A 19,431-nucleotide genomic window follows, 5' to 3' on the forward strand; every position below is an offset into this window, starting at 1 on the left:
GCCTTAAGGTGAGCTAGCCCGCCACCACCGCGGGTTCATGCACCGTCACCCGGTTGCGCCCGCCGTGCTTGGACAGGTACAGCGCATGGTCGGCCCAGGCAATCAGTTCGGCGTGGCTGCTGGAGGGATGGCTCAGATCGGCTACGCCCAGGCTGATGGTGAAACGGATGTCCTGCCCCTCATGGCTGACGCTCAGGCGTTCGACCGCCTTGCGCAGGCGCTCGGCAAAGATCAGCGCGCCGGCCTTGTCGGTGTCCGTCAGCACCACGCCGAACTCTTCGCCACCGTAACGGCCGGCCACGTCGCTGTCACGGATCTGCTCGCGAACCACCCTGGCCACCTGGCGAATGACGGCATCGCCCGCCGGGTGACCATAGGTGTCGTTGACTCGCTTGAAATGGTCGATGTCGAACATCACCAGGCTGGTGGCATTGCCATAGCGCTGATTGCGCGCATGCGCCAGTTGCAGGCACTCCTCCCAATGCCCGCGGTTGTACAGCCCGGTCAGGCAATCGGTGCTGGACAGCTTCTGCAACTGCGCGTTGGCGGCCTGCAACTGGTGGCGGTTGGTGGCCACATCGGTCACGTCGTAGATCACCAGGCAGATCTGGCGGATCTCGCTGTCGGTGGAGCGCAACGGCAGCAGCGTGGTGTTCTGGTACATGAAATCCACCTGGCCGGTGATCGGCTGGTAGTTCTTGAACCGCACCAGATACGGGCGCTGCTCCCAGATGGTGAAAGCCGGGGTGCCCAGGGTCGCGACGCTGTCCACCTTGTGGCTGAACCATTGCCGGTCGACCTCGGGGAACAGGCTGAAGAAGCACTGGTTGTAGGCATCCCTGGGCTGCACCCCCGAGCGGTTTTCCATGAAGGTGTTCCACACCTGCACCCGATGTTCGCGGTCGAGCACCACCACGCCCACATCGATGCTCTGCACGATGCTCAGCAGCCAGTGAAATTCCTTCAGGTCGATAGGATCGCGCATGGGCTCAGTTCATCAGGTAGGCAAGTTTATGGGTCAAGCGCTCGATGGAGTCTTCGGTGAACAGCAACAGCAGGTCGAAACGGATATCGTGCCCTTCCAGGCTGTAGCTGATCTCGACCGCCAGGGTTTTCTGCCAGCGTTGGCCGTTGACCTGGATAAGCTCGTCGATGGTGCCGTGCTGCCCGAGGATCTGCGGGTGGCCCTGGGAGAACACCACGTCGATCTGCTCGGCAATGCTGCTCAGGCACGCACCGATCAATACGCTGGAGAAGTCCAGCAACAGCTCCATGTCGGAATACTCGATGCTCTGGTGGCGCATCAGCTTGGCCATGTCGGCGATTTCCGAATCGTGGAACATCAGCAGGGCCTCGCCGGCGATGCCGCTGCCGATGAAGCCCTGGCAGATTGCCGTGAGCCGCTGGCTGCTGCCCGCGTCGGCCAGCGCCATGTGCAACTCGCCCACCTCGAAGAGGTTGACGCTGGGCACCGGCAACTGCACGAACACGCCCAGCACCTTGGCGATCAGGGCCGCGGCGCGGCCGATGGCGACGTTGACCGTTTCGCTGAACACCTCGCGAAAGCCGATGACGGCAGTCGCCGCACCGGCCAGCGGTGTCGCCGAGCGCTCACCCAGCAGCCCCAGCTGGGCCAGCAGGCGGCGCAGCTCGTCCTGGTCGAAGGGTTTTTTCAGAAACGCCAGCGCGCCCAGGTCCAGCACCCGGCGCACGGCCTCTTCCTGCACATCGCCCGAGATCACGATGACCTTGGGGCTCAGGCCTTCGTCACGCAGCGCAGCCAGCACCTGGTAGCCATCCATGGTGGGCATGGTCAGGTCCAGCAGCACCACCTGGCCCAGGCCGCGGCGTATGGCGTCCATGGCCTGGCGCCCGTCGCTGGCCTCGGTAACCGTTACCGGCCAGTTGGCGGGCAGCGCGCGCAGCACCTGCTTGCGGGCCACCATGGAGTCATCGCACACCAGCAAGGACATCGTTGACACAGACGGGGCGCTCATCGAGTGAATATCAATATAAAAAGTAATGGCATCATGCCATGATCCGACGCCAGGTTCTACGTACCCGCGGCGTCAGCGGTGCTGAGCGAATCCACTTGCACATTCCCTGCCAGGCCATCGCGCAGCATCTGCACGAATGCCTCCCGCGCCGGATGTCGCCCCGCCCCCTCGTGCCAGTAGAACAGGTTGTCGACCGCCTTCAGGTCGGCGAACTCGTGCCCGATCCACCCTGCGCCCTGGCGGTACTGCTCGTAGATGCCGCGCGGCACCAGTGACACCCCGGTGCCGGCGCTGACGCAGCTGACTATCGCACCGTAGCTGCCGATGCCCACGATGGGCAGCTTGTGCCCCTGGGCCTGCAGCCAGTGCTCCAGTGCCGCCCGATACGGACAGCCTTCAGGCCACATGAACACGGCCTTGCCCACCAGGTCCGCGGCGCTGCGCAGCGGCCCCAGTGACGGTGCGCCGATCAGCAGCAGGTCTTCCTGGTACATCAGGGTGCGGCGCAGGTGCGGGCGCTCGACATCCACCGCCACGATCGCACCATCGAGACGGTGGTTGAGCACATCGTCGAGCATCTGCGACCAGGTGCCGGTGCTCAGCTCCAGCGTCACCTCGGGATAGCGCGCATGGTACTGCGCCAGAAACCGCGGCAGGCGCCCGCTGGCCGAGGACTCGATGGCGCCGATGCGCAAGCGTCCGGATGGTTTGGCGGACGGCGCCAGCGCCTGCCTGGAGGCCTCGGCCAGGGCCAGCATCTGCGTGGCATAGGGCAAGAAGGTTTCCCCCGCCGGACTGATCACCAGCCCGCGCCCGCGGCGATGGAACAACGGCACGCCCAGCTCGGCCTCCAGCGCCTTGATCCGCGCCGTGATGTTGGACGGTACGTAGTGCAGCACCTCGGCCGCACGGGCAATGCTGCCGGTGTCGTGGACGGTCTTGAACATGCGGATCTGCATCAGCTCCATACATCACCCAAAGTGAACGATTGGCTCAGTATAAGTCGATTGTAGTGAGCAGTAGGCGTTCCGATACTGAGCGCACCCGCCCATCGGAAGTCCACCCCATGACCCGCCCCAGCTCACTGAAAATCGCCTGCGCCGTACTCTTCGTGCTGCTGTGCTGGGCCTACTCGCCCACCGGCATCCGCCTGGGCTTGCAGGGCTATGCGCCCACGCACCTGGCGCTGGCGCGCTTTATCGTGGCGTCGCTGTTCATGGCGGTCATCGCGCTGCTGCGCGGCATCACCCTGCCCCGGCTCAGGGACGTGCCCACCCTGCTGTTGCTTGGCCTGTTCGCGGTCAGCCTGCACCATGTGGCCATCAACTACGGCCAGCGTGGGGTCAGCGCCGGGGCGGCCAGTGTGCTGGCGCAGTCCACGCCGCTGTTCAGCCTGCTGATCGCGCACTGGGTGTTCAAGCAGGTGGCCGGGGCCTGGCATTGGGGCTGCCTGCTGCTGGGCATGGCCGGCGCGGTGATCGTGGTGGCCGGCGATCGCGGGCTCGGTCAGTTCGACCCGCACGGGTTGCTGATTCTGGTGGCGGCATTGTCGTGGAGCATCTATTTCGCCCTGCAGAAACACCACGGCCACCGCTACGACGCGCTGACCATCACCTGCTACACCGTATGGTCGGGCACTGCATTGCTGATGGTGTACCTGCCGGGGCTGCTCGACGACCTGGGCCACGCGCCGTCCCAGGCCAACACTGCGGTGCTGGTGCTGGGGGTATTCCCCAGCGCGCTGGCCTACCTGGCCTGGGCCTGGGTACTGCGCCACTGCGAAGTCACCCGGGTGACCCTGGCGCTGTACCTGATACCCGCCTTCGCCATGCTGATCGCCGCAGCGCTGCTGGGCGAGCGGCCCTCGGCTTCGGTGATGCTGGGCGGGCCGTTGGTGCTGATCAGCGTGCTGGCGCTGAACCTGAGGCCGCCTCGGCTGCCGGTTCAGCCGGGTCGCCAAACTTCACATTGAAGTAGTCGAGCAGGGTCTGGCCACGACGCAAGGTACTGCGCACCTCTTCGCTCTGCGCCAGCAGTTCGGCGCTGGGCCTGGCATGCTGTTCAGCCGGCAGCGGCGTCGACCACGCCTTCACCTCAGGAGGTATGCCCGCCTTGGGCCGGTTGTTGACCCAGTGCGAGATGTGGCACGGCAAGGTCCAGCCGCCGAAGGCCTGCACAAACAGAAAGCCAAACCAGTGCTGCCACCACGGGAAGTTGTCGCGATAGCCCTGGCGGGCCATGTGGAAGAACGCCACGGTGCCCTCCTCGAACTCTTCATCGGGCGCTGGCGGCAGGCTCGCCGGGCCCTCTTCCATGTACACCCGGATCGCTTCCCATTCGGCAATCGCCGCGCCCAGGTGGCCGCTGGGCACGTTGATCCACAGCACATTGCCGGTGTCGGCCTGACGCAGGCAGAACATCAGGTTGAAGGCGGGCAGCACGGCGTACTCGGTGACGGTGCGCCCCGCGCTGACGCAGGCGATCACCGACTCCCACGGCACGAAGATCGGCGCCGCGCCCCGAGTGGGCACGAACGCCACCTCGCGGCGCTGGCGGTTGAAGCGTATCGGCGGGTGAATCGTCACCTCGCGCATCACCCGCCAGAACATCCCCGCATACAGCAACGACAGGCAGGCGATGAAGCCCCAGATGAACCCGTTGGCCATGAAGTCGGAGAAGGTGCTCCAGAACGGCTCCACATGGCGGCGTGCCCAGGAGCCGAGCAAGGCAGTGAGCATGAAGCAGGTAACCACGCCCATCACCGAGGCGATGCCGCAGCGCGCCATGAACTCGAAGTTGCCCTGGCCGATGGCAAAGTCCAGGTACACCTCGTTGGATTCGCGGTGCAGGTTGCGGCTGCTGTAGGCCGGCATGCCGGTGGGGATCGGCAGGGGCGAGAGGTAGACGATCTCGGTGCCGGCCACCCGCTCGAAGTCACCGGCGTGGGGCAGGCGTTCGTATTTGCTGTCGGTCATCGAGCTATTCCTCTTCCAGCGTCAATGGCCGCGCCATGTCTTTGATCCAGTGCCACAGGATGTAGAAGATGGGGCTTGCGCAACAGACGCCGATCAACAGCAGCCCGACAGCATTGTTGAGCAGCTGGCGCGGGTTGCACTCCAGGGGGCCGCTGTTGCCCTTGCCCATGCGCACACAGCCATGCTCCGGATAGGCCATGACATAGGCGCCCCAGGCAAACAGCGCGGCCAGCAGGGCGAACAGCAGCATCAGGCCCACCTCGGTATCGCGATTGCCCAGGCGCTCCCAGCGTTGCGCCAGCCGCAGGTTCAGCATGCGTCGACATCCTTGTTCATACAGGCTCCTATGAAAAACGGCGCACAGTATCACGCAAATAGTCGTCGAGCAGTTTTACATCGCCGTGGGGCCTGGGCAGTGCCGGGGCGGCTCCCCCTCGTGCCAGCTCGCTCTCGATGAACTGGTGCAGCAGTACGCGGCGAGGCCCGTAATCGGCTTCGCTGGCGATGCGCTTGACGCGAAGCAGCTCGTCCAGGTCGGCCAGCAGCAGCGGGTCGTGCAGGGTCGCCTCCACCAGTTGGGCGAACGCGGTGGGCGGCATGCCCAGGCCCTGTTCGATCCAGCGCACCGCCAGCAACGGGCGCAATACGTAGAGGTACTTCTTCAGGCGCACCTCTTCGCCCTGCAGGTAGATGCGAAAGTTCTTGGTGGCCATCGACAGGTAGTGGTGAAACGCCGCCTGCGGCGAATGGAACTGCCTGGCCAGGCCGCGCAAGGCTTGCAGCGCCCCCGGCTCGGCGCGGTACACCAGCGGCGAGTCGAGCCATTCGAGCAGGGTCGGGTTGGCATTGCGCAGCAGGCGCAGGGTCTTGCGCAGCTCCCAGCCACTGATGTCGAGTTCGTCGGTGAGCGGGCGCTCGATCACGTCGCGTGGCTCGTCGATGCGCAGGTACCAATCCTGGCGGTGCACGTAGATGAAGCGCACGTCGAAGTCGCTGTCGGTGGAGGCAAAACCCCAGGCGCGGCTGCCGGATTCGCAGGCGTAGAGCACGCGCACGTCATGCTCGCGCTCGATGCGTTGCAGTTCTTCGAGTACCCAGCTGCGCATCGCACTGGGCAAGGGGTGACGGTCTTCCATGTTCATGTTCGAATCCTCGTTGTGCCCCTTCGCCGGCACGGCCGGCGAAGGGGCCGTCAGCCTTTCACACACACCACCTGACGCAACGTGTGCACCACTTCCACCAGCTCGCGCTGCGCCGCCATCACCGCATCGATGTCCTTGTAGGCCATCGGGATCTCGTCGATCACGTCCTTGTCCTTGCGGCACTCCACATGCGCGGTGGCGCGCACCTGGTCCTCAAGGGTGAAGGCCTGTTTGGCCCGGGTACGGCTCATGACCCGCCCGGCACCATGGCTGCAGGAGCAGAACGATTCCTCGTTGCCCAGGCCGCGCACGATGAAACTCTTGGCGCCCATCGAGCCCGGAATGATCCCCAGCTGGCCCTTCTGCGCCGACACCGCGCCCTTGCGCGTCACCAGGATCTCCTGGCCGAAGTGCTGCTCTTTCTGCACGTAGTTGTGGTGGCAGTTGACCCCCTGCAGGTTGGCCTCAAAGGGCTTGCGGATGACCTGGCGCGTGGCCTCGATCACCGCGTGCATCATCAGCGCACGGTTCTGCCGGGCAAAGTCCTGGGCCCACTCCACCGCCTGGACGTAATCGTCGAAATGCCGGCTGCCTTCCTCGAAGTACGCCAGTTCCTTGTCCGGCAGGTTGGCGATGTGCTGGCGCATGTCGGCCTTGGCCAGCTCGATGAACAGGTTGCCGATGGCATTGCCCACGCCCCGCGAGCCGCTGTGCAGCATGAACCACACGCGGTCGGCCTCATCCAGGCACACCTCGATGAAGTGGTTGCCGCCGCCCAAGGTGCCCAGGTGCTGGCGATTGTTGGTCTTCTGCAGTTGCGGGTACTTGTCGGTGATCGCCTTGAAACGCCCGGCCAGGGCCGACCACGCCTGATCGGCGACGGTCGGTACGTGGTTCCACGCGCCCTGATCGCGCCGGCCGAAGGTCTTGCCGTGGGGCACTGCCTTCTCGATGGCGCTGCGCAGCCCTTGCAGGTTGTCGGGCAGGTCGGCCGCCACCAGCGAGGTGCGCGCCGCGATCATGCCGCAGCCGATGTCCACGCCCACCGCCGCCGGGATGATCGCGCCCAGGGTAGGGATCACGCTGCCAATGGTCGAGCCCTTGCCCACGTGCACATCGGGCATCACGGCCAGGTGCTTGAAGATGAACGGCAGGCGCGCGGTGTTCATCAGTTGCTGGCGTGCGTCCTCGTCCACCGGCACGCCCTGTGTCCAGAGCTTGATCGGTTTGCCGTTGGCCACTTCGAGGATGTTCATGTGTTTCATCTCAATTGTCCTTGTAGCCCGCCAGGCCCGAAGGCCTGGCAGGTGTCATGCGGTTTTCAGGCTGACCAGCCCATTCAACACCTGATCCAGCCCGCCGAATACCGAAATCCGGTCGATGCGCTCGGCCACCCGCTCCAGGGTTTCCAGCTCCTTCAGGCGCAGGGCCGTCGGGTTGTCTTCCATGACCTTGGCGGTGTTGAGCAGCGAACGGGTCGCCGAAGTTTCCTCGCGGCGCCGGATCACGTTGGCCTGGGCCGCCTTCTCCGCCTCCACCACTTGCGCCAGCAAGGTCTTCATTTCACCCGGCAGAATGATGTCGCGCACGCCCAGGCCGCTGACCTCGATGCCGCTGCCCACCAGTTTCTCGGCCAGGTACTGGCTGACGGTGTCGTCGATCAGTTGCTTGTTCTCCAGCAGCTCGTCGAGGGTACGCGTGCCCACGGCCGCACGCAGGCCGAACTGCACCTCGCGGTACAGGTGCTCCAGCGGTTTGCTGAGGCTGGCGAAGGCCATCAGCACGTCGCTGTAGCGCCAGTTGGCCGCCAGGTTCAGGCGCAGGCTGACCTTGTCGCGGGTGAGGATCTCCTGGCCGCTGACCTCCAGCGACTGGATGCGCATGTCGACCATGTCGACGCTCACCTGGCGGTTGAAGCGCCAGAAGCCGTACTGACCGGCCGGCAGCAGCTCGACCACTGCGCCATCGACCTTGAGCACGCCCACATGGAAGGCCGGCACCGGCGCCAGCAGCACCGCATCCAGCCCGGCCAGGGTGCGGCCGCGCAGCTTGGGCTGGCCGAGCTGGCCGAGCAGGGTCGGCTCCAGGCGATAGCTGTGGGTCAGGTCGATGCGCTGCAGGGTCTGCGCGCTCTGGCCCTTCCAGTACAGCTGGCGGCTGCCCGGTGGCAGCAGTTCCGCCAGTGCGCCATCCTCGAAACGCAGGCCCACTTCGTGTTCGGCCAGGTCCATGCGCTCGAAGTACTGATCCACCACCGCCGGCTCGCTCTGGCGCAGGTAGCCGGCCAGGCGGTGCTCGAAGCGCGGGGTGTTGAGGCTGAAGGTTTCCACCGTCAGCCGGTTATGCAGGTCAAAGCGCTGATGCACGCCCGGTTCCAGGATCGACACGAAGTCGCCCTCGCAGAACAGCAGGCCGCGTTCGTTCTTTTTCACGATGAAGCGCTTGAGCAGTTTCATTCTGTATTTCCCTTTCAATGAATTCCGTGGTGCCGGTGCTGCCGGTACGCCGAGCGCTGCAGGTGGGGCCCGGGGGGAGGTGCACGCGTCGGGACATCAGAGTCCTTTGCCGACCGAGTCCTTCGGTCCGACGTTGCGCCTTGCCCCGGGCCCGGCCAGCAGGCCGGGCGTACCAGCGGTGGCGGGGGCGTCCTTCGCGACAGTCAGCCATCCTGGCTGCAAGTGCGTTGCCCTCGCCTCACCGGCGGGTGTTACGGGTACAGCTACCGTGGAGGGTATGTAACGAGTTCTAGGCTCGTTGGCGGCCCCATCCGGGGTTGCGCCAGCGACCGGTCGTTGCGGCGGCGGCATGCACGACACCAACACCAGGGGTGGGCTCGTGCACCGGTGGGGTTGTGAACCCCGACCCGTTGGCCTGCTTGGCGATGCGGTCGAAAGCGTTATTGCGAGGGGCGTGCCAGGTTTCGTCAAAGTGCTAGATTTTATTTTCAACTATTTGATTTATAAGTGTTTTATTTTCATCTTCGTTAAATCAACCTGCGCACAGGGCAAATGCTTGAGGGCTTTTATGTATACTTTTATCTCTTCATTTATCCAAAAAGATAAACAGCATGCACAAGCGCAGCGTTGCCATCGGCTTCATCGGTACCACCCTCGACCGCAACGGAAAGGGTGCCGCGCGCTGGAACAAGTGGCGGCCCACCGTCGCGCTGTGCCAGCAGCCTGATCTTTCGATCGACCGCCTGGAGCTGATTCACGGCAAGAGCGAACGTGATCTGGGCCTGGCCGAGCGCCTGCGCGAGGATGTACTCAGCGTGTCGCCCCACACCGAGGTGCGCCTGCACCGCCTGGCACTGCACAACCCGTGGGATTTCGAAGAGATGTACGGCGCGCTGCATGACTTCGCCAGCAGCTACCACTTCGACACCGAGCACGAGGACTACCTGGTGCACATCACCACCGGCACCCACGTTGCGCAGATCTGCTGGTTTCTGCTGACCGAGGCGCGCTACCTGCCGGCGCGGCTGGTGCAGACCTCGCCGGCGCGCGGCAAGGAAGAAGAGCGTGACCCGGCCGGCACCAGCACGCTGATCGACCTCGACCTGTCGCGCTATGACCACATCGCTTCGCGCTTTCAGCGCGAGCAGGCGCACAGCCTGGCGTTTCTCAAGGCCGGCATCGCCACGCGCAACGTGGCGTTCAACCACTCCATCGAGCAGATCGAGCGCGTCGCCCTGCGCTCCACCGCCCCGATGCTGCTGGTGGGGCCGACCGGTGCCGGCAAGTCGTTCCTGGCTCGGCGCATCCATGAACTCAAGCGCACGCGCCACCAGCTGGAGGGCCGCTTCGTCGAAGTGAACTGCGCCACGCTGCGCGGCGACGGCGCCATGTCGAGCCTGTTCGGGCATATCAAGGGCGCCTTCACGGGTGCACAGAACGCCCGCGACGGCCTGCTGCGCGCCGCCGACGGCGGCATGCTGTTTCTCGACGAAATCGGCGAACTGGGCGCCGACGAACAGGCCATGCTGCTCAAGGCCATCGAAGAGAAGCGCTTCTTCCCGATGGGCGCAGACAACGAGGTGCAAAGCGACTTCCAGCTGATCGCCGGCACCCACCGTGACCTGCGCAAGCAGGTGGCCGAAGGGCTGTTTCGCGAAGACCTGTATGCGCGCATCAACCTGTGGACCTTCGAACTGCCGGGGCTGGCCGGGCGGCGCGAAGACATCGAGCCGAACATCGATTTCGAACTGCAGCGCCACGCCCGCGAACAGGGCCGCAACGTGCGCTTCAACCTTGAAGCCAAGCGCCAGTACCTGGCGTTCGCCCATTCACCGCAAGCACGCTGGGCCGGCAACTTTCGCGAACTGTCGGCCTCGATCACGCGCATGGCGACCCTGGCCGACAGCGGACGCATCGACGAGCCCCTGGTCAGCGAAGAGATCACCCGGCTGCAACGGGCCTGGGGGGTTGCGGCGCCCACCGAGCCGTTGCTTGAAGGGCGTGAGCTGGACCTGTTCGACCGCCTGCAACTGGAGGCCGTGCTGCGGGTGTGTCGCGATGCCCGCTCGCTGTCCGACGCAGGGCGCCAGCTGTTTGCGGTGTCGCGCCAGGACAAGGAAAAACCCAACGATGCCGACCGCCTGCGCAAATACCTGGCGCGCTTCGAACTGGACTGGAACCAGCTGCGCAGCTGAGCTGCCATGCTAGAATCCGCGCCCCGGCCGTATTGGCCGGCACACTTTCCCTTCCACCGAAAAAGGACTCTCGGTCTTGTCGTTCATGACATCTCCTCGTCTGCACTTTGCCACCCTCAGCCTGTTCACCGCCCTGAGCCTTACCGCCACCGCCAGCTTCGCCGACGAAGACGAGGCCGTTGCCAAGGGCCGCTGGCAGGGCCTGGCCGGCATGGCCAACCTCTACCTGAACGATGCCGACGCACAGGAATTCATCGATGCCGGCGACAAGGAGAAAAGCGAGCACGACAACATGGCTGGCGCCCTGGCCTATTACCTGACGGCCGCACGCCTGGACCCGAAGAACGCCTATGCGTCCTACCAGGCCGGCGCCGCCCTGGCCTCGATGGAGAAGTTCGATCTGGCTGGCGACCTGCTCGACCAGGCCCGCGAGCGAGGCTTCTGGCAGGCCGTGATCCTGCGTGACGACGACGAGCTGGAGGGCATGAAGGACGCACCGGCCTACAAGAAACTGCTGCAGAGCGCCGAGACCAACTACGCCAAACAGGCCAAGGATGCCGGTGCGGCGGCGTTCAGCATCCCCGAAGGCAAGGCCCCGGCCGGCGGCTGGCCGGTAGTGGTGTGGTTGTCCGGCTACGGCACCGAAGGCAGCAAGGGCATTCGCATGCGTGAAGAGCTGGTGGGCGAACGCGCCGTACTGGTGGGTGTGAACGGCACGCTCAAGCGCGACGAGGGCCAGTTCATGTGGCAGCAACACTCGGTCGAGCCGACCGAGAAAGCCGTGGCGGCCGCGCTCAAGGCCCTGGAAAAGCAGACCCGCATCGACCGCTCGAACGTGGCGCTGATCGGCTTTTCCCAGGGCGCCGAACATGCGGCGCACCTGATCGCCGAATACCCGCAGCATTACAGCGGCGCAGTACTGCTGTCGCCGGGCGGCTTTCGCATTCCATTCGCCGTGCAGAAGGCCAAGGACAAGCGCATCGTGATCGTGCACGGCGCCAAGGAGCATTCGAGCAACCTGGAACTGACCGCAACCACGCAGAAGGCATTCGAAGGCAGCAACCCGGTGCAAAGCCACGAACACCCGGCCGGGCACACCTTCCAGGATGACTGGGAAACGGCGTATCGCGGGTACCTCGATTACGCGCTGGGGCTGACCCCGGCGGGCTGACTACAGCGCGGCTTTCGCCAGCAAGGCTGGCTCCTGCAGGGTTGGGATAAACGGCAGGAGTCAGCCTTGCTGACGAAGAACCCTTCGAGATCTGTCCAAAAGTCCTACAGCAGGCCCCAAAAAACCATTCTATGCTTGCACCTGAGTTCGACGCCCCTGTGGCTCGAAGCTGGGGGGCTGTCATCGATGCACCGGGGCGCCGCAAGCCAATCCCGACACCGATACAGCCCCTCTTTTTTTGCCTCAGCGCAGCCCCAACTGCCCACGCAGGTAGTCATACAGCCCCGACGCACTCTTGCGATAGCCATCGGCCGTCAGGTGCACCAGGTCGCCTCGCGCCAGCCCCTCTGCCTGCCAGCGCGCAATCGAGCACTCCCCGCCCATGTAGGCCTGCCAGTCCCAGAACAGCACGTTGGCCTGGCGTGCCACCTGGCGCTGGATCTGCACCACCTGCGGCAACGACTGCGGGCGCCGCGTCGCGCAGGTGCGCGCGCCACGCTGCTTGATCGAGTCTGAAGGCCCCACCAGCAGGATCACCGCCCGTGGCTGCACCCGCTTGAGCTGGGCCACGGTACGGCGCAACTGGTCACGGTACTTGGCCATGTCCAGGGTGTTGTCGAACGCCTCGTTGGTGCCATAGGCCAGAATGATCAGGTCCGGGCGCAGGGCCTTGAGGTTTTCCTGCCAGCCAGCCTGCCATTTGTCCTGCACCTCCAGCCGCGCACCGTTGATGCCCAGGGCCGAATAGGTCACCCCGGCGTTCTTCTGGCCCTGGATGTACCAGCCACCCAGCACCGTGCCCGGGTGGGCATTCAGGCTCATGTCCACCGGCAGGCTGATGCTGTTGAGCGGCGGGCTGAAGCGCCACTGCCCGTTGCTTGCGGCCAGCATCACGCGGCGCGCCGCGTTCTGCCCGCCACGGGCGGTAAGGCTGCTGTTCTCCCGCGCCTGGTACAGGGCCGAGATACGGTAGCGCTGGGCACTGGGTTCGCGCGCCTCCAGGCGCACGCTCGGGTTCGCCGCCAGCGGTACCGACAGGTAGCCCCCCAGCGGGAACTGGGTGCTTTGCTGGTTGCGCGCCGACACCAGCTCCCACTGGCGCCTGGCCGTCTTGAGGATCAGGTTGTCGTAGCGCGTACCAGGTACCGGTGTCGCCGCCACGAAGCCTATGCCGCCATCGCCGTACTGCGACTGCAGCAGGCGACGCATCTCGCCGCTGAACAGGTCGGCGGCAGTGTGCGAATCTCCGAATTGCACGATATTGACCGGTGTGCGACTGGAGGTGCGCAGCTTGCCGGCCAGCACCGCAAGGTTGCCGTCACGGCTGCCGGTCGCCTTCTGCTGCACGGCGAGGGGGCGCGCGGCCGGCGCGTTGACCGCCGCCACCGGGCTGCAGCCCGGCAGCGCGCAGATAAGCGCCGCCAGCACCAGGATGTTGTGCGCTCGGCGCATGCTCAGTGTCCCGTTACGGTCAGGCCCGGGAAGGCGATCATCGACAGTACCTGCTCGGCGATCAGCTTCTGGCCCGTGGTGGTGAAGTGGATGCCGTCGTCGACACGGGTCTTGACCCGTTTGCCCTGGCTGTTCTGCAGGGTATAGGAGAACTCGTCGGCCTGGTAACCGAGCACGCCGTTGGCCGACACGTAATGCTGCTGGTACAGCTGCGCCTGGCTTTCATACAGCCCGCTGAGATAGGCCATGGCCGTCGACAACCTGGGCTTTTGCATGTTGGGCGGGCCGACCCAGATCACCTGCACTTTGTGCGCGCGGGCCTCGTCCAGGATCCGGTCGATGCGCTTGCGGTACAGCGCCTCCCACTCAGGCGATTTGAAGCGCAGGAACGGCTTGCCCTTGGACTCGGGCATGTCCCACGGGTCGTTCGGGCCCAGGAACACCACCATCAGGCGGATGTTGGGGTGATTCTGCAGCGTGTCGGACACCGTCTGCGGCCAGTTGAAAAAACCGGGGTACGCCAGGCCCGTGCTCTGGCGGCTGAGGTTGACGCTCTTGATCTGGTAGCGCTTGAGCAAGGTGTTGGCCAGGTGCGGCGCCACGCCCTGCATCAGCGAGTCGCCCACCAGGAACACTTCGTCGCCAGCCGCCAGGCTCACGGCCTTGGGCGGCTGCCCCGGCACCAGCGGTTGCGCCGCCACCTTGACCGGTTGCGCGGCGGGCGCCTGCGCCACAACCGGCGGCACTGTCGCTGGCTGCACTGCAGGGGGCCTGGCCGCAGGTGTCGGCGCCACCACCGGTACCTTGGCAGGCGCCGGCGCCTTGGCATGGGGCTGCGCCAGGTCGACCAGCACCACCGGCATACTGGGCGGCAGCTCGACCGTCGGCACGCCCTCGGCCTGGGCCAGCAGGGTCTGGCGCTCCAGGCTGTCGATGAAGCTGCTGCGCGCATCCCCCAGGGCCTGGGTCAGGTTGCCGCCCAGGCGCCACGCCTGGCTCTGCCCTACCCAGGGCAGCTCGCAGCTCTGGTGGTACTTCTGCTGGCAGTACAGGCTGATGGAGTTCTGGTTCAGCCAGAACAGCAGCAAGGTGGTGACCAGGATCGCGTACAGCACCTTGGCCGCGCCCATTTGCGTCTTGAACAGCTGACCGGTACTAGAAGCTTGCATAGATGAACCCCGGCACGCCCGATTGCGAAGCGAAGATGACCAACGACACGAACAGCCCCAGCGGGATCGGGTAGAGCTGCCAGGGCAGCCGGCTGCTGGCGGCAAAACCCTGGCGCAGCAGCGCCAGCACCTGCGGGTACACCGCGATGTACAGCACGCAGCCCAGCAACAGCAGGCCGGTGGGGCTCAACAGCCCGCCCAGGCTCAGGCCGGCGATGCCGCCGAGCATGTCCAGCGCATCATCCAGGCTCGCGCAGCGAAAGAAGATCCAGGCGAAGGCGACGTAGTGGAAGGTCAGCAGGCGCGCCAGCACATCCGCGCCCGGCCAGCGCATCGGTTGTGGCAGCACGTAGGTTGAGGCCTTGTACAGCGCCAGCCCCACGCCGTGCAGCGCACCCCAGATGATGAAGTTGAGGCTCGCGCCGTGCCACAGGCCGGAAACCAGCATCGCCAGCAGCATGTTCAGGTTGCCGCGCCATACGCCCTGGCGGTTGCCGCCCAGCGGGATGTACACGTAGTCGCGAATGAAGGTCGACAGGCTGATGTGCCAGCGCCCCCAGAACTCCTTGAGGTTGCGGGCCGCGTAGGGCGCATTGAAGTTGGCCGGCAGGCGAAAGCCCAGCAGCAGCGCCACGCCGGTCACCAGGTTGGTGTAGCCGCTGAAGTTCAGGTAGATCAGCAGGCTGTAGCCGTACACGCTCAGCAGCAGTTGCTCGGCGCTGAAGCCGCTTGGGGTCTCGAACACCGGGTCGACCCACTCGCTGCCCAGCCAGGCACTGAAGAAGAACAGCTTGACCACCGCCAGCGCAATCAGCCCCAGCGCCCGCTGCGGCTCCAGCACCTGGCGGATCTGCGCCGGGCGAATCTGCGGCAGCATGTGCGCGGCGCGGTTGACCGGGCCGGCCACCAGGCTGGGGAAGAAGGCCAGGTACAGGGCCAGGTCCAGCGGCGCGGCCGGGGCCATTTCACCGCGGTTGATCGACACCAGGTAGCTGACCGAATGGAAGGTGTAGAACGACAGCCCGATCGGCAGCAGCACCTCCAGCACCGGCAGCGAGACGTCCAGGCCCAGGTCGGCCAGCGCGGCCTGCACGCCCCCCACGAAGAATTCCTGGTACTTGAAGACATAGAAGCAGCCCAGCACCAGCAGCAACACCATCAGGTAGGTGAAGCGCCGTCCGGGATGTCGCGCGCTGAACAGCCCCAGCAGGTAGACCAGCAGGGTGTAGCCGAGCAGGATGTACAGCGAATCGAGGCTGAAGCTTGCGACCAGCGCATAGCTGCCCGCCAGCAGCAGGACGTTCTGCAGGCGAACGCTCCAGCAAAGGCTCCAGTAGACCGCGAAAAACAGAGTGAAGCAGAGGCCGAACTCGATCGAAAGAAAGCTCACAACGTAGTCCATTACGCGACATGGAAGGGGGGACCCTGACCCGGATACAACCCGCGGCGCAGAGCGGGCGCGATTATGGCAGACAGCAGTGAGCCCCCACAATGCAAGCAGTGCAGGAAAATCAAGCCTGTTCCCACGGCATTTATGCAACAGAATGCGACGAAAGATCACAGGCGCTGATTTGCTCCCCCTGCCCTGCTCTGCTAGTGTCGCGCCGTTCAAACCGCCACCAGAGACAGCCGCCATGGCCCGAAAAAAAGCTGCCATTGACTTCGAGCAATCCCTTGCCGACCTGCAAGCGCTGGTCGAACGCCTGGAGAACGGCGAACTGTCGCTGGAAGATTCGCTGACCGCCTTCGAGCAAGGCATCGGCCTGACCCGCGATTGCCAGAGCGCCCTGACCCAGGCCGAGCAGAAGGTCCAGGTGCTGCTGGAGCGCGACGGCGAGTTGCGCGCCGAGCCGTTCGACGCGGAACAGCCGGAATGATTGCCGCCTACCAGGCCCGTTGCCAGGCCCAGGTGGATGCCGCGCTGGAAACCCTGTTCCACGCCCCCTCGAGCGAACTCGAGCGCCTGTATGCCGCCATGCGCTACAGCGTGATGAACGGCGGCAAGCGGGTACGCCCGCTGCTGGCCTATGCCGCCTGCGAGGCGCTGGGTGGCGCCAGCAGCGATGCCGACGGCGCCGCCTGCGCAGTCGAGCTGATCCACGCCTATTCGCTGGTGCATGACGACCTGCCGGCAATGGACGACGACGACCTGCGTCGCGGCCAGCCCACCACCCACAAGAAATTCGACGAGGCCTGCGCGATCCTGGCCGGCGACGGCTTGCAGAGCCTGGCCTTCAGCGCCCTGCTCGACCCGCGCCTGAGCCCGCAGGGCGATGCCATTCGCCTGGCCATGGTGCAGGCCGTGGCCCAGGGCGCCGGCCCCGCCGGCATGGTCGGTGGCCAGGCCATCGACCTGGGCTCGGTGGGGCTCAAGCTCGATCAGACCGCGCTGGAATATATGCACCGGCACAAGACCGGCGCGCTGATCGAAACCAGCGTCAAGGTCGGCGCCCTGGCCAGCGCGCGGGCCGATGCCCAGACGCTTGCGGCCTTGCAGCAGTATGCCCAGGCCATCGGCCTGGCGTTCCAGGTGCAGGACGACATCCTGGATGTCGAGAGCGATACCGCGACCCTGGGCAAGCGCCAGGGCGCAGATATCGCCCGCGACAAGCCGACCTACCCGGCATTGCTGGGGCTCGAAGCCGCCAAGGCCTACGCGCTGGAACTGCGCGACCAGGCGCTGGCAGCGCTGGCTGGGTTCGATGACAAGGCCGAGCCGCTGCGGGCGCTGGCGCGGTACATCGTCGAACGCCGCAGCTGACCGCAGCGGCCCTTCGCCGGCAATGCCGGCTCCTGCATCGAACCCTGTAGGAGCCGGCATTGCCGGCGAAACGCACACCACATACCTCAATGGGCAGCCTTCACCGCAATAAGGTAAACTGCCGCCTCATCACACCTATAACGATTCGCCTGATGCCCACGACGTTTCAAGAGATCCCCCGCGAACGCCCGGTCACGCCGCTGCTTGACCGTGCCGATACGCCAGCCGGCCTGCGTCGTCTGGCCGAAGCCGACCTGGAGAAACTGGCCGACGAACTGCGCCAGGAGCTGCTCTATAGCGTCGGCCAGACCGGCGGGCACTTCGGTGCCGGCCTGGGCGTCATCGAACTGACGATCGCCCTGCACTACGTCTTCGACACCCCGGACGACCGGCTGGTGTGGGATGTGGGCCACCAGGCGTATCCGCACAAGATCCTCACGGGTCGGCGCGAACGCATGCACAGCCTGCGTCAGAAGGACGGCCTGGCCGCCTTCCCGCGCCGCGTCGAGAGCGAGTACGACACCTTTGGCGTCGGGCACTCCAGCACCTCGATCAGCGCCGCGCTGGGCATGGCCATCGCCGCCCGCCTGCAGAACCAGGCACGCAAGTCGATTGCAGTGATCGGTGACGGCGCGCTCACCGCCGGCATGGCCTTCGAGGCGTTGAACCACGCCCAGGAAGTCAACGCCGACATGCTGGTGATCCTCAACGACAACGACATGTCGATTTCGCGCAATGTCGGCGGCCTGTCCAACTACCTGGCCAAGATCCTCTCCAGCCGCACCTATGCAAGCATGCGCGAGGGCAGCAAGAAGGTGCTGTCGCGCCTGCCCGGCGCCTGGGAGATCGCCCGCCGCACCGAAGAGTATGCCAAGGGCATGCTGGTGCCCGGCACCCTGTTCGAAGAGCTGGGCTGGAACTACATCGGCCCCATCGACGGCCACGACCTGCCTACCCTGATCGCCACCCTGCGCAACATGCGCGACCTCAAGGGGCCGCAGTTCCTGCACGTGGTGACCAAGAAGGGCAAGGGTTTCGCCCCGGCCGAGGTCGACCCGATCGGCTACCACGCGATCACCAAGCTCGAACCGCTGGACGCCCCGGCCACCGCGCCGAAAAAGGCCGCCGGGCCGAAGTACTCGGCGGTGTTCGGCCAGTGGCTGTGCGACATGGCCGCCGCCGACCAGCGCCTGGTGGGCATCACCCCTGCCATGAAGGAAGGCTCGGACCTGGTGGCGTTCAGCGAACGCTACCCCGAGCGCTACTTCGACGTGGCGATTGCCGAGCAGCACGCGGTGACGCTGGCGGCGGGCATGGCCTGCGAGGGCGCCAAGCCGGTGGTGGCGATCTATTCGACCTTCCTGCAGCGCGCCTACGACCAGCTGATCCATGACGTAGCGGTGCAGAACCTCGACGTGCTGTTCGCCATCGACCGCGCCGGCCTGGTGGGCGAAGACGGCCCGACCCACGCCGGCAGCTTCGACCTGTCGTTTCTGCGCTGCATCCCCGGCATGCTGGTGATGACCCCCAGCGACGAGAACGAACTGCGCAAGATGCTCAGCACCGGGCACCTGTACAACGGCCCTGCCGCCGTGCGCTACCCGCGTGGCAGCGGGCCGAACGCGACGATCGACGGCGACCTTGAGCCGCTGGAGATCGGCAAGGGCGTGATTCGCCGCCAGGGCAGCAAGGTCGCCCTGCTGGTGTTCGGTGTGCAACTGGCAGAAGCACTGAAGGTGGCCGAAAACCTGGATGCCACCGTGGTCGACATGCGTTTCGTCAAGCCGCTGGATGAAGCGCTGGTGCGCGAGCTGGCCGGCAGCCACGACCTGCTGGTGACCATCGAAGAGAACGCCATCATGGGCGGCGCCGGCTCTGCGGTCAGCGAGTTCCTGAGCGCTGAAGGCGTGCTCAAGCCGATGCTGCACCTGGGCTTGCCGGATGTGTACGTCGAGCATGCCAAGCCGGCGCAGATGCTGGCCGAATGCGGGCTGGATGCTGCCGGGATCGAGGCTTCGGTGCGTCAGCGGATGCAACTGCTGGGCCTTTAGACCCCTTCGCCAGCCAGGCTTGCTCCTGCCTGCAGGAGCCAGCCTGGCTGGCGAAGGGCGCA

Annotated in this window: 17 protein-coding genes; 6 read left to right on the top strand and 11 right to left on the bottom strand. The window is 65.5% G+C overall.

What is annotated here, in order from left to right; translation table 11 throughout:
• Nucleotides 1-13 precede the first annotated feature (13 nt).
• Genes DN388_RS19895 through DN388_RS19905 form a run of 3 tightly spaced genes read right to left on the bottom strand, consistent with a single transcriptional unit; the run spans nucleotide 14 to nucleotide 2,965 of the window.
• Nucleotides 14-985: a sensor domain-containing diguanylate cyclase gene (locus tag DN388_RS19895; protein WP_123753515.1), complete on the bottom strand. Its 972-nt coding sequence runs from the start codon at nucleotides 983-985 to the stop codon at nucleotides 14-16.
• Nucleotides 986-989: 4 nt separating this feature from the next.
• Nucleotides 990-1,997, bottom strand: a complete 1,008-nt coding sequence (locus tag DN388_RS19900) for a response regulator (RefSeq protein ID WP_043861873.1) — start codon at nucleotides 1,995-1,997, stop codon at nucleotides 990-992.
• 56 nt (nucleotides 1,998-2,053) lie between these two features.
• Entirely contained in the window at nucleotides 2,054-2,965 is a 912-nt protein-coding gene (locus DN388_RS19905; protein WP_054916414.1) for a LysR family transcriptional regulator, read from the bottom strand.
• Nucleotides 2,966-3,063: 98 nt separating this feature from the next.
• On the opposite strand from DN388_RS19905, the gene DN388_RS19910 reads away from it, so the two are divergent.
• The gene (locus tag DN388_RS19910) at nucleotides 3,064-3,969 is read left to right on the top strand and encodes a DMT family transporter (protein WP_054916415.1); all 906 of its coding nucleotides are present in this window, start codon (nucleotides 3,064-3,066) and stop codon (nucleotides 3,967-3,969) included.
• Here DN388_RS19910 and DN388_RS19915 read toward each other — a convergent pair.
• Genes DN388_RS19915 through DN388_RS19935 form a run of 5 tightly spaced genes read right to left on the bottom strand, consistent with a single transcriptional unit; the run spans nucleotide 3,899 to nucleotide 8,570 of the window.
• Complete coding sequence (locus DN388_RS19915; RefSeq protein ID WP_058541910.1) at nucleotides 3,899-4,972, bottom strand: DUF6708 domain-containing protein; 1,074 nt, start codon at nucleotides 4,970-4,972, stop codon at nucleotides 3,899-3,901. The genes DN388_RS19910 and DN388_RS19915 overlap by 71 nt on opposite strands.
• A 4-nt stretch (nucleotides 4,973-4,976) precedes the next feature.
• Nucleotides 4,977-5,288 carry a hypothetical protein gene (locus DN388_RS19920; protein ID WP_043861876.1) on the bottom strand — a complete coding sequence of 104 codons (312 nt, stop codon included), beginning with the start codon at nucleotides 5,286-5,288 and terminating at the stop codon, nucleotides 4,977-4,979.
• 28 nt (nucleotides 5,289-5,316) lie between these two features.
• A complete protein-coding gene (locus tag DN388_RS19925; protein WP_043861877.1) occupies nucleotides 5,317-6,114 on the bottom strand; it encodes a nucleotidyltransferase domain-containing protein in 798 nt (265 codons plus the stop codon).
• A gap of 50 nt (nucleotides 6,115-6,164) precedes the next feature.
• Nucleotides 6,165-7,379 (bottom strand): RtcB family protein, encoded by a 1,215-nt coding sequence (locus DN388_RS19930; protein WP_088514360.1) that lies wholly within the window; start codon nucleotides 7,377-7,379, stop codon nucleotides 6,165-6,167.
• Nucleotides 7,380-7,424: 45 nt separating this feature from the next.
• Complete coding sequence (locus DN388_RS19935; RefSeq protein WP_054916416.1) at nucleotides 7,425-8,570, bottom strand: slipin family protein; 1,146 nt, start codon at nucleotides 8,568-8,570, stop codon at nucleotides 7,425-7,427.
• A 611-nt stretch (nucleotides 8,571-9,181) separates the two neighbouring features.
• On the opposite strand from DN388_RS19935, the gene rtcR reads away from it, so the two are divergent.
• Nucleotides 9,182-10,765: an RNA repair transcriptional activator RtcR gene (rtcR, locus tag DN388_RS19940; protein WP_043861879.1), complete on the top strand. Its 1,584-nt coding sequence runs from the start codon at nucleotides 9,182-9,184 to the stop codon at nucleotides 10,763-10,765.
• Nucleotides 10,766-10,850: 85 nt separating this feature from the next.
• Nucleotides 10,851-11,936 (top strand): dienelactone hydrolase family protein, encoded by a 1,086-nt coding sequence (locus DN388_RS19945; protein ID WP_255001872.1) that lies wholly within the window; start codon nucleotides 10,851-10,853, stop codon nucleotides 11,934-11,936.
• 243 nt (nucleotides 11,937-12,179) lie between these two features.
• Here the strand turns inward: DN388_RS19945 and DN388_RS19950 are convergent, their stop codons facing one another.
• From DN388_RS19950 to DN388_RS19960, 3 genes are read right to left on the bottom strand one after another with little or no spacing between them, the layout of a single operon-like run.
• Nucleotides 12,180-13,388 carry an SGNH/GDSL hydrolase family protein gene (locus tag DN388_RS19950; RefSeq protein WP_043861881.1) on the bottom strand — a complete coding sequence of 403 codons (1,209 nt, stop codon included), beginning with the start codon at nucleotides 13,386-13,388 and terminating at the stop codon, nucleotides 12,180-12,182.
• Nucleotides 13,389-13,390: 2 nt separating this feature from the next.
• Nucleotides 13,391-14,557: an SGNH family hydrolase gene (locus tag DN388_RS19955; protein ID WP_255001877.1), complete on the bottom strand. Its 1,167-nt coding sequence runs from the start codon at nucleotides 14,555-14,557 to the stop codon at nucleotides 13,391-13,393.
• Nucleotides 14,544-15,947 (bottom strand): MBOAT family protein, encoded by a 1,404-nt coding sequence (locus DN388_RS19960; protein ID WP_043861883.1) that lies wholly within the window; start codon nucleotides 15,945-15,947, stop codon nucleotides 14,544-14,546. The genes DN388_RS19955 and DN388_RS19960 overlap by 14 nt, the downstream gene beginning before the upstream one ends.
• A 244-nt stretch (nucleotides 15,948-16,191) precedes the next feature.
• Between DN388_RS19960 and DN388_RS19965 the strand changes: the two genes are divergently transcribed.
• The 3 genes from DN388_RS19965 (at nucleotide 16,192) to dxs (ending at nucleotide 19,369) form a co-directional block, all read left to right on the top strand.
• Nucleotides 16,192-16,434: an exodeoxyribonuclease VII small subunit gene (locus DN388_RS19965; RefSeq protein ID WP_043861884.1), complete on the top strand. Its 243-nt coding sequence runs from the start codon at nucleotides 16,192-16,194 to the stop codon at nucleotides 16,432-16,434.
• Nucleotides 16,431-17,318, top strand: a complete 888-nt coding sequence (locus DN388_RS19970; RefSeq protein ID WP_210014646.1) for a polyprenyl synthetase family protein — start codon at nucleotides 16,431-16,433, stop codon at nucleotides 17,316-17,318. The genes DN388_RS19965 and DN388_RS19970 overlap by 4 nt, the downstream gene beginning before the upstream one ends.
• Before the next feature lie 152 nt (nucleotides 17,319-17,470).
• The gene (dxs, locus tag DN388_RS19975) at nucleotides 17,471-19,369 is read left to right on the top strand and encodes a 1-deoxy-D-xylulose-5-phosphate synthase (RefSeq protein ID WP_100634155.1); all 1,899 of its coding nucleotides are present in this window, start codon (nucleotides 17,471-17,473) and stop codon (nucleotides 19,367-19,369) included.
• Nucleotides 19,370-19,431: the final 62 nt, after the last annotated feature.

The organism is Pseudomonas sp. S12(2018) (assembly GCF_024355235.1).
In the GTDB taxonomy this organism is placed as follows: domain Bacteria; phylum Pseudomonadota; class Gammaproteobacteria; order Pseudomonadales; family Pseudomonadaceae; genus Aquipseudomonas; species Aquipseudomonas palmensis.

What these genes read in the sequence shown, in the direction of transcription:
- DN388_RS19925 (WP_043861877.1), bottom strand. Translation starts at nt 6,114, where the DNA reads ATGAACATGGAAGACCGTCACCCCTTGCCCAGTGCGATGCGCAGCTGG.
- DN388_RS19965 (WP_043861884.1), top strand. Translation starts at nt 16,192, where the DNA reads ATGGCCCGAAAAAAAGCTGCCATTGACTTCGAGCAATCCCTTGCCGAC.
- DN388_RS19915 (WP_058541910.1), bottom strand. Translation starts at nt 4,972, where the DNA reads ATGACCGACAGCAAATACGAACGCCTGCCCCACGCCGGTGACTTCGAG.
- dxs (WP_100634155.1), top strand. Translation starts at nt 17,471, where the DNA reads ATGCCCACGACGTTTCAAGAGATCCCCCGCGAACGCCCGGTCACGCCG.
- DN388_RS19910 (WP_054916415.1), top strand. Translation starts at nt 3,064, where the DNA reads ATGACCCGCCCCAGCTCACTGAAAATCGCCTGCGCCGTACTCTTCGTG.
- DN388_RS19905 (WP_054916414.1), bottom strand. Translation starts at nt 2,965, where the DNA reads ATGGAGCTGATGCAGATCCGCATGTTCAAGACCGTCCACGACACCGGC.
- DN388_RS19920 (WP_043861876.1), bottom strand. Translation starts at nt 5,288, where the DNA reads ATGCTGAACCTGCGGCTGGCGCAACGCTGGGAGCGCCTGGGCAATCGC.
- DN388_RS19900 (WP_043861873.1), bottom strand. Translation starts at nt 1,997, where the DNA reads ATGAGCGCCCCGTCTGTGTCAACGATGTCCTTGCTGGTGTGCGATGAC.
- DN388_RS19930 (WP_088514360.1), bottom strand. Translation starts at nt 7,379, where the DNA reads ATGAAACACATGAACATCCTCGAAGTGGCCAACGGCAAACCGATCAAG.
- DN388_RS19955 (WP_255001877.1), bottom strand. Translation starts at nt 14,557, where the DNA reads ATGCAAGCTTCTAGTACCGGTCAGCTGTTCAAGACGCAAATGGGCGCG.
- rtcR (WP_043861879.1), top strand. Translation starts at nt 9,182, where the DNA reads ATGCACAAGCGCAGCGTTGCCATCGGCTTCATCGGTACCACCCTCGAC.
- DN388_RS19935 (WP_054916416.1), bottom strand. Translation starts at nt 8,570, where the DNA reads ATGAAACTGCTCAAGCGCTTCATCGTGAAAAAGAACGAACGCGGCCTG.
- DN388_RS19945 (WP_255001872.1), top strand. Translation starts at nt 10,851, where the DNA reads ATGACATCTCCTCGTCTGCACTTTGCCACCCTCAGCCTGTTCACCGCC.
- DN388_RS19970 (WP_210014646.1), top strand. Translation starts at nt 16,431, where the DNA reads ATGATTGCCGCCTACCAGGCCCGTTGCCAGGCCCAGGTGGATGCCGCG.
- DN388_RS19895 (WP_123753515.1), bottom strand. Translation starts at nt 985, where the DNA reads ATGCGCGATCCTATCGACCTGAAGGAATTTCACTGGCTGCTGAGCATC.
- DN388_RS19950 (WP_043861881.1), bottom strand. Translation starts at nt 13,388, where the DNA reads ATGCGCCGAGCGCACAACATCCTGGTGCTGGCGGCGCTTATCTGCGCG.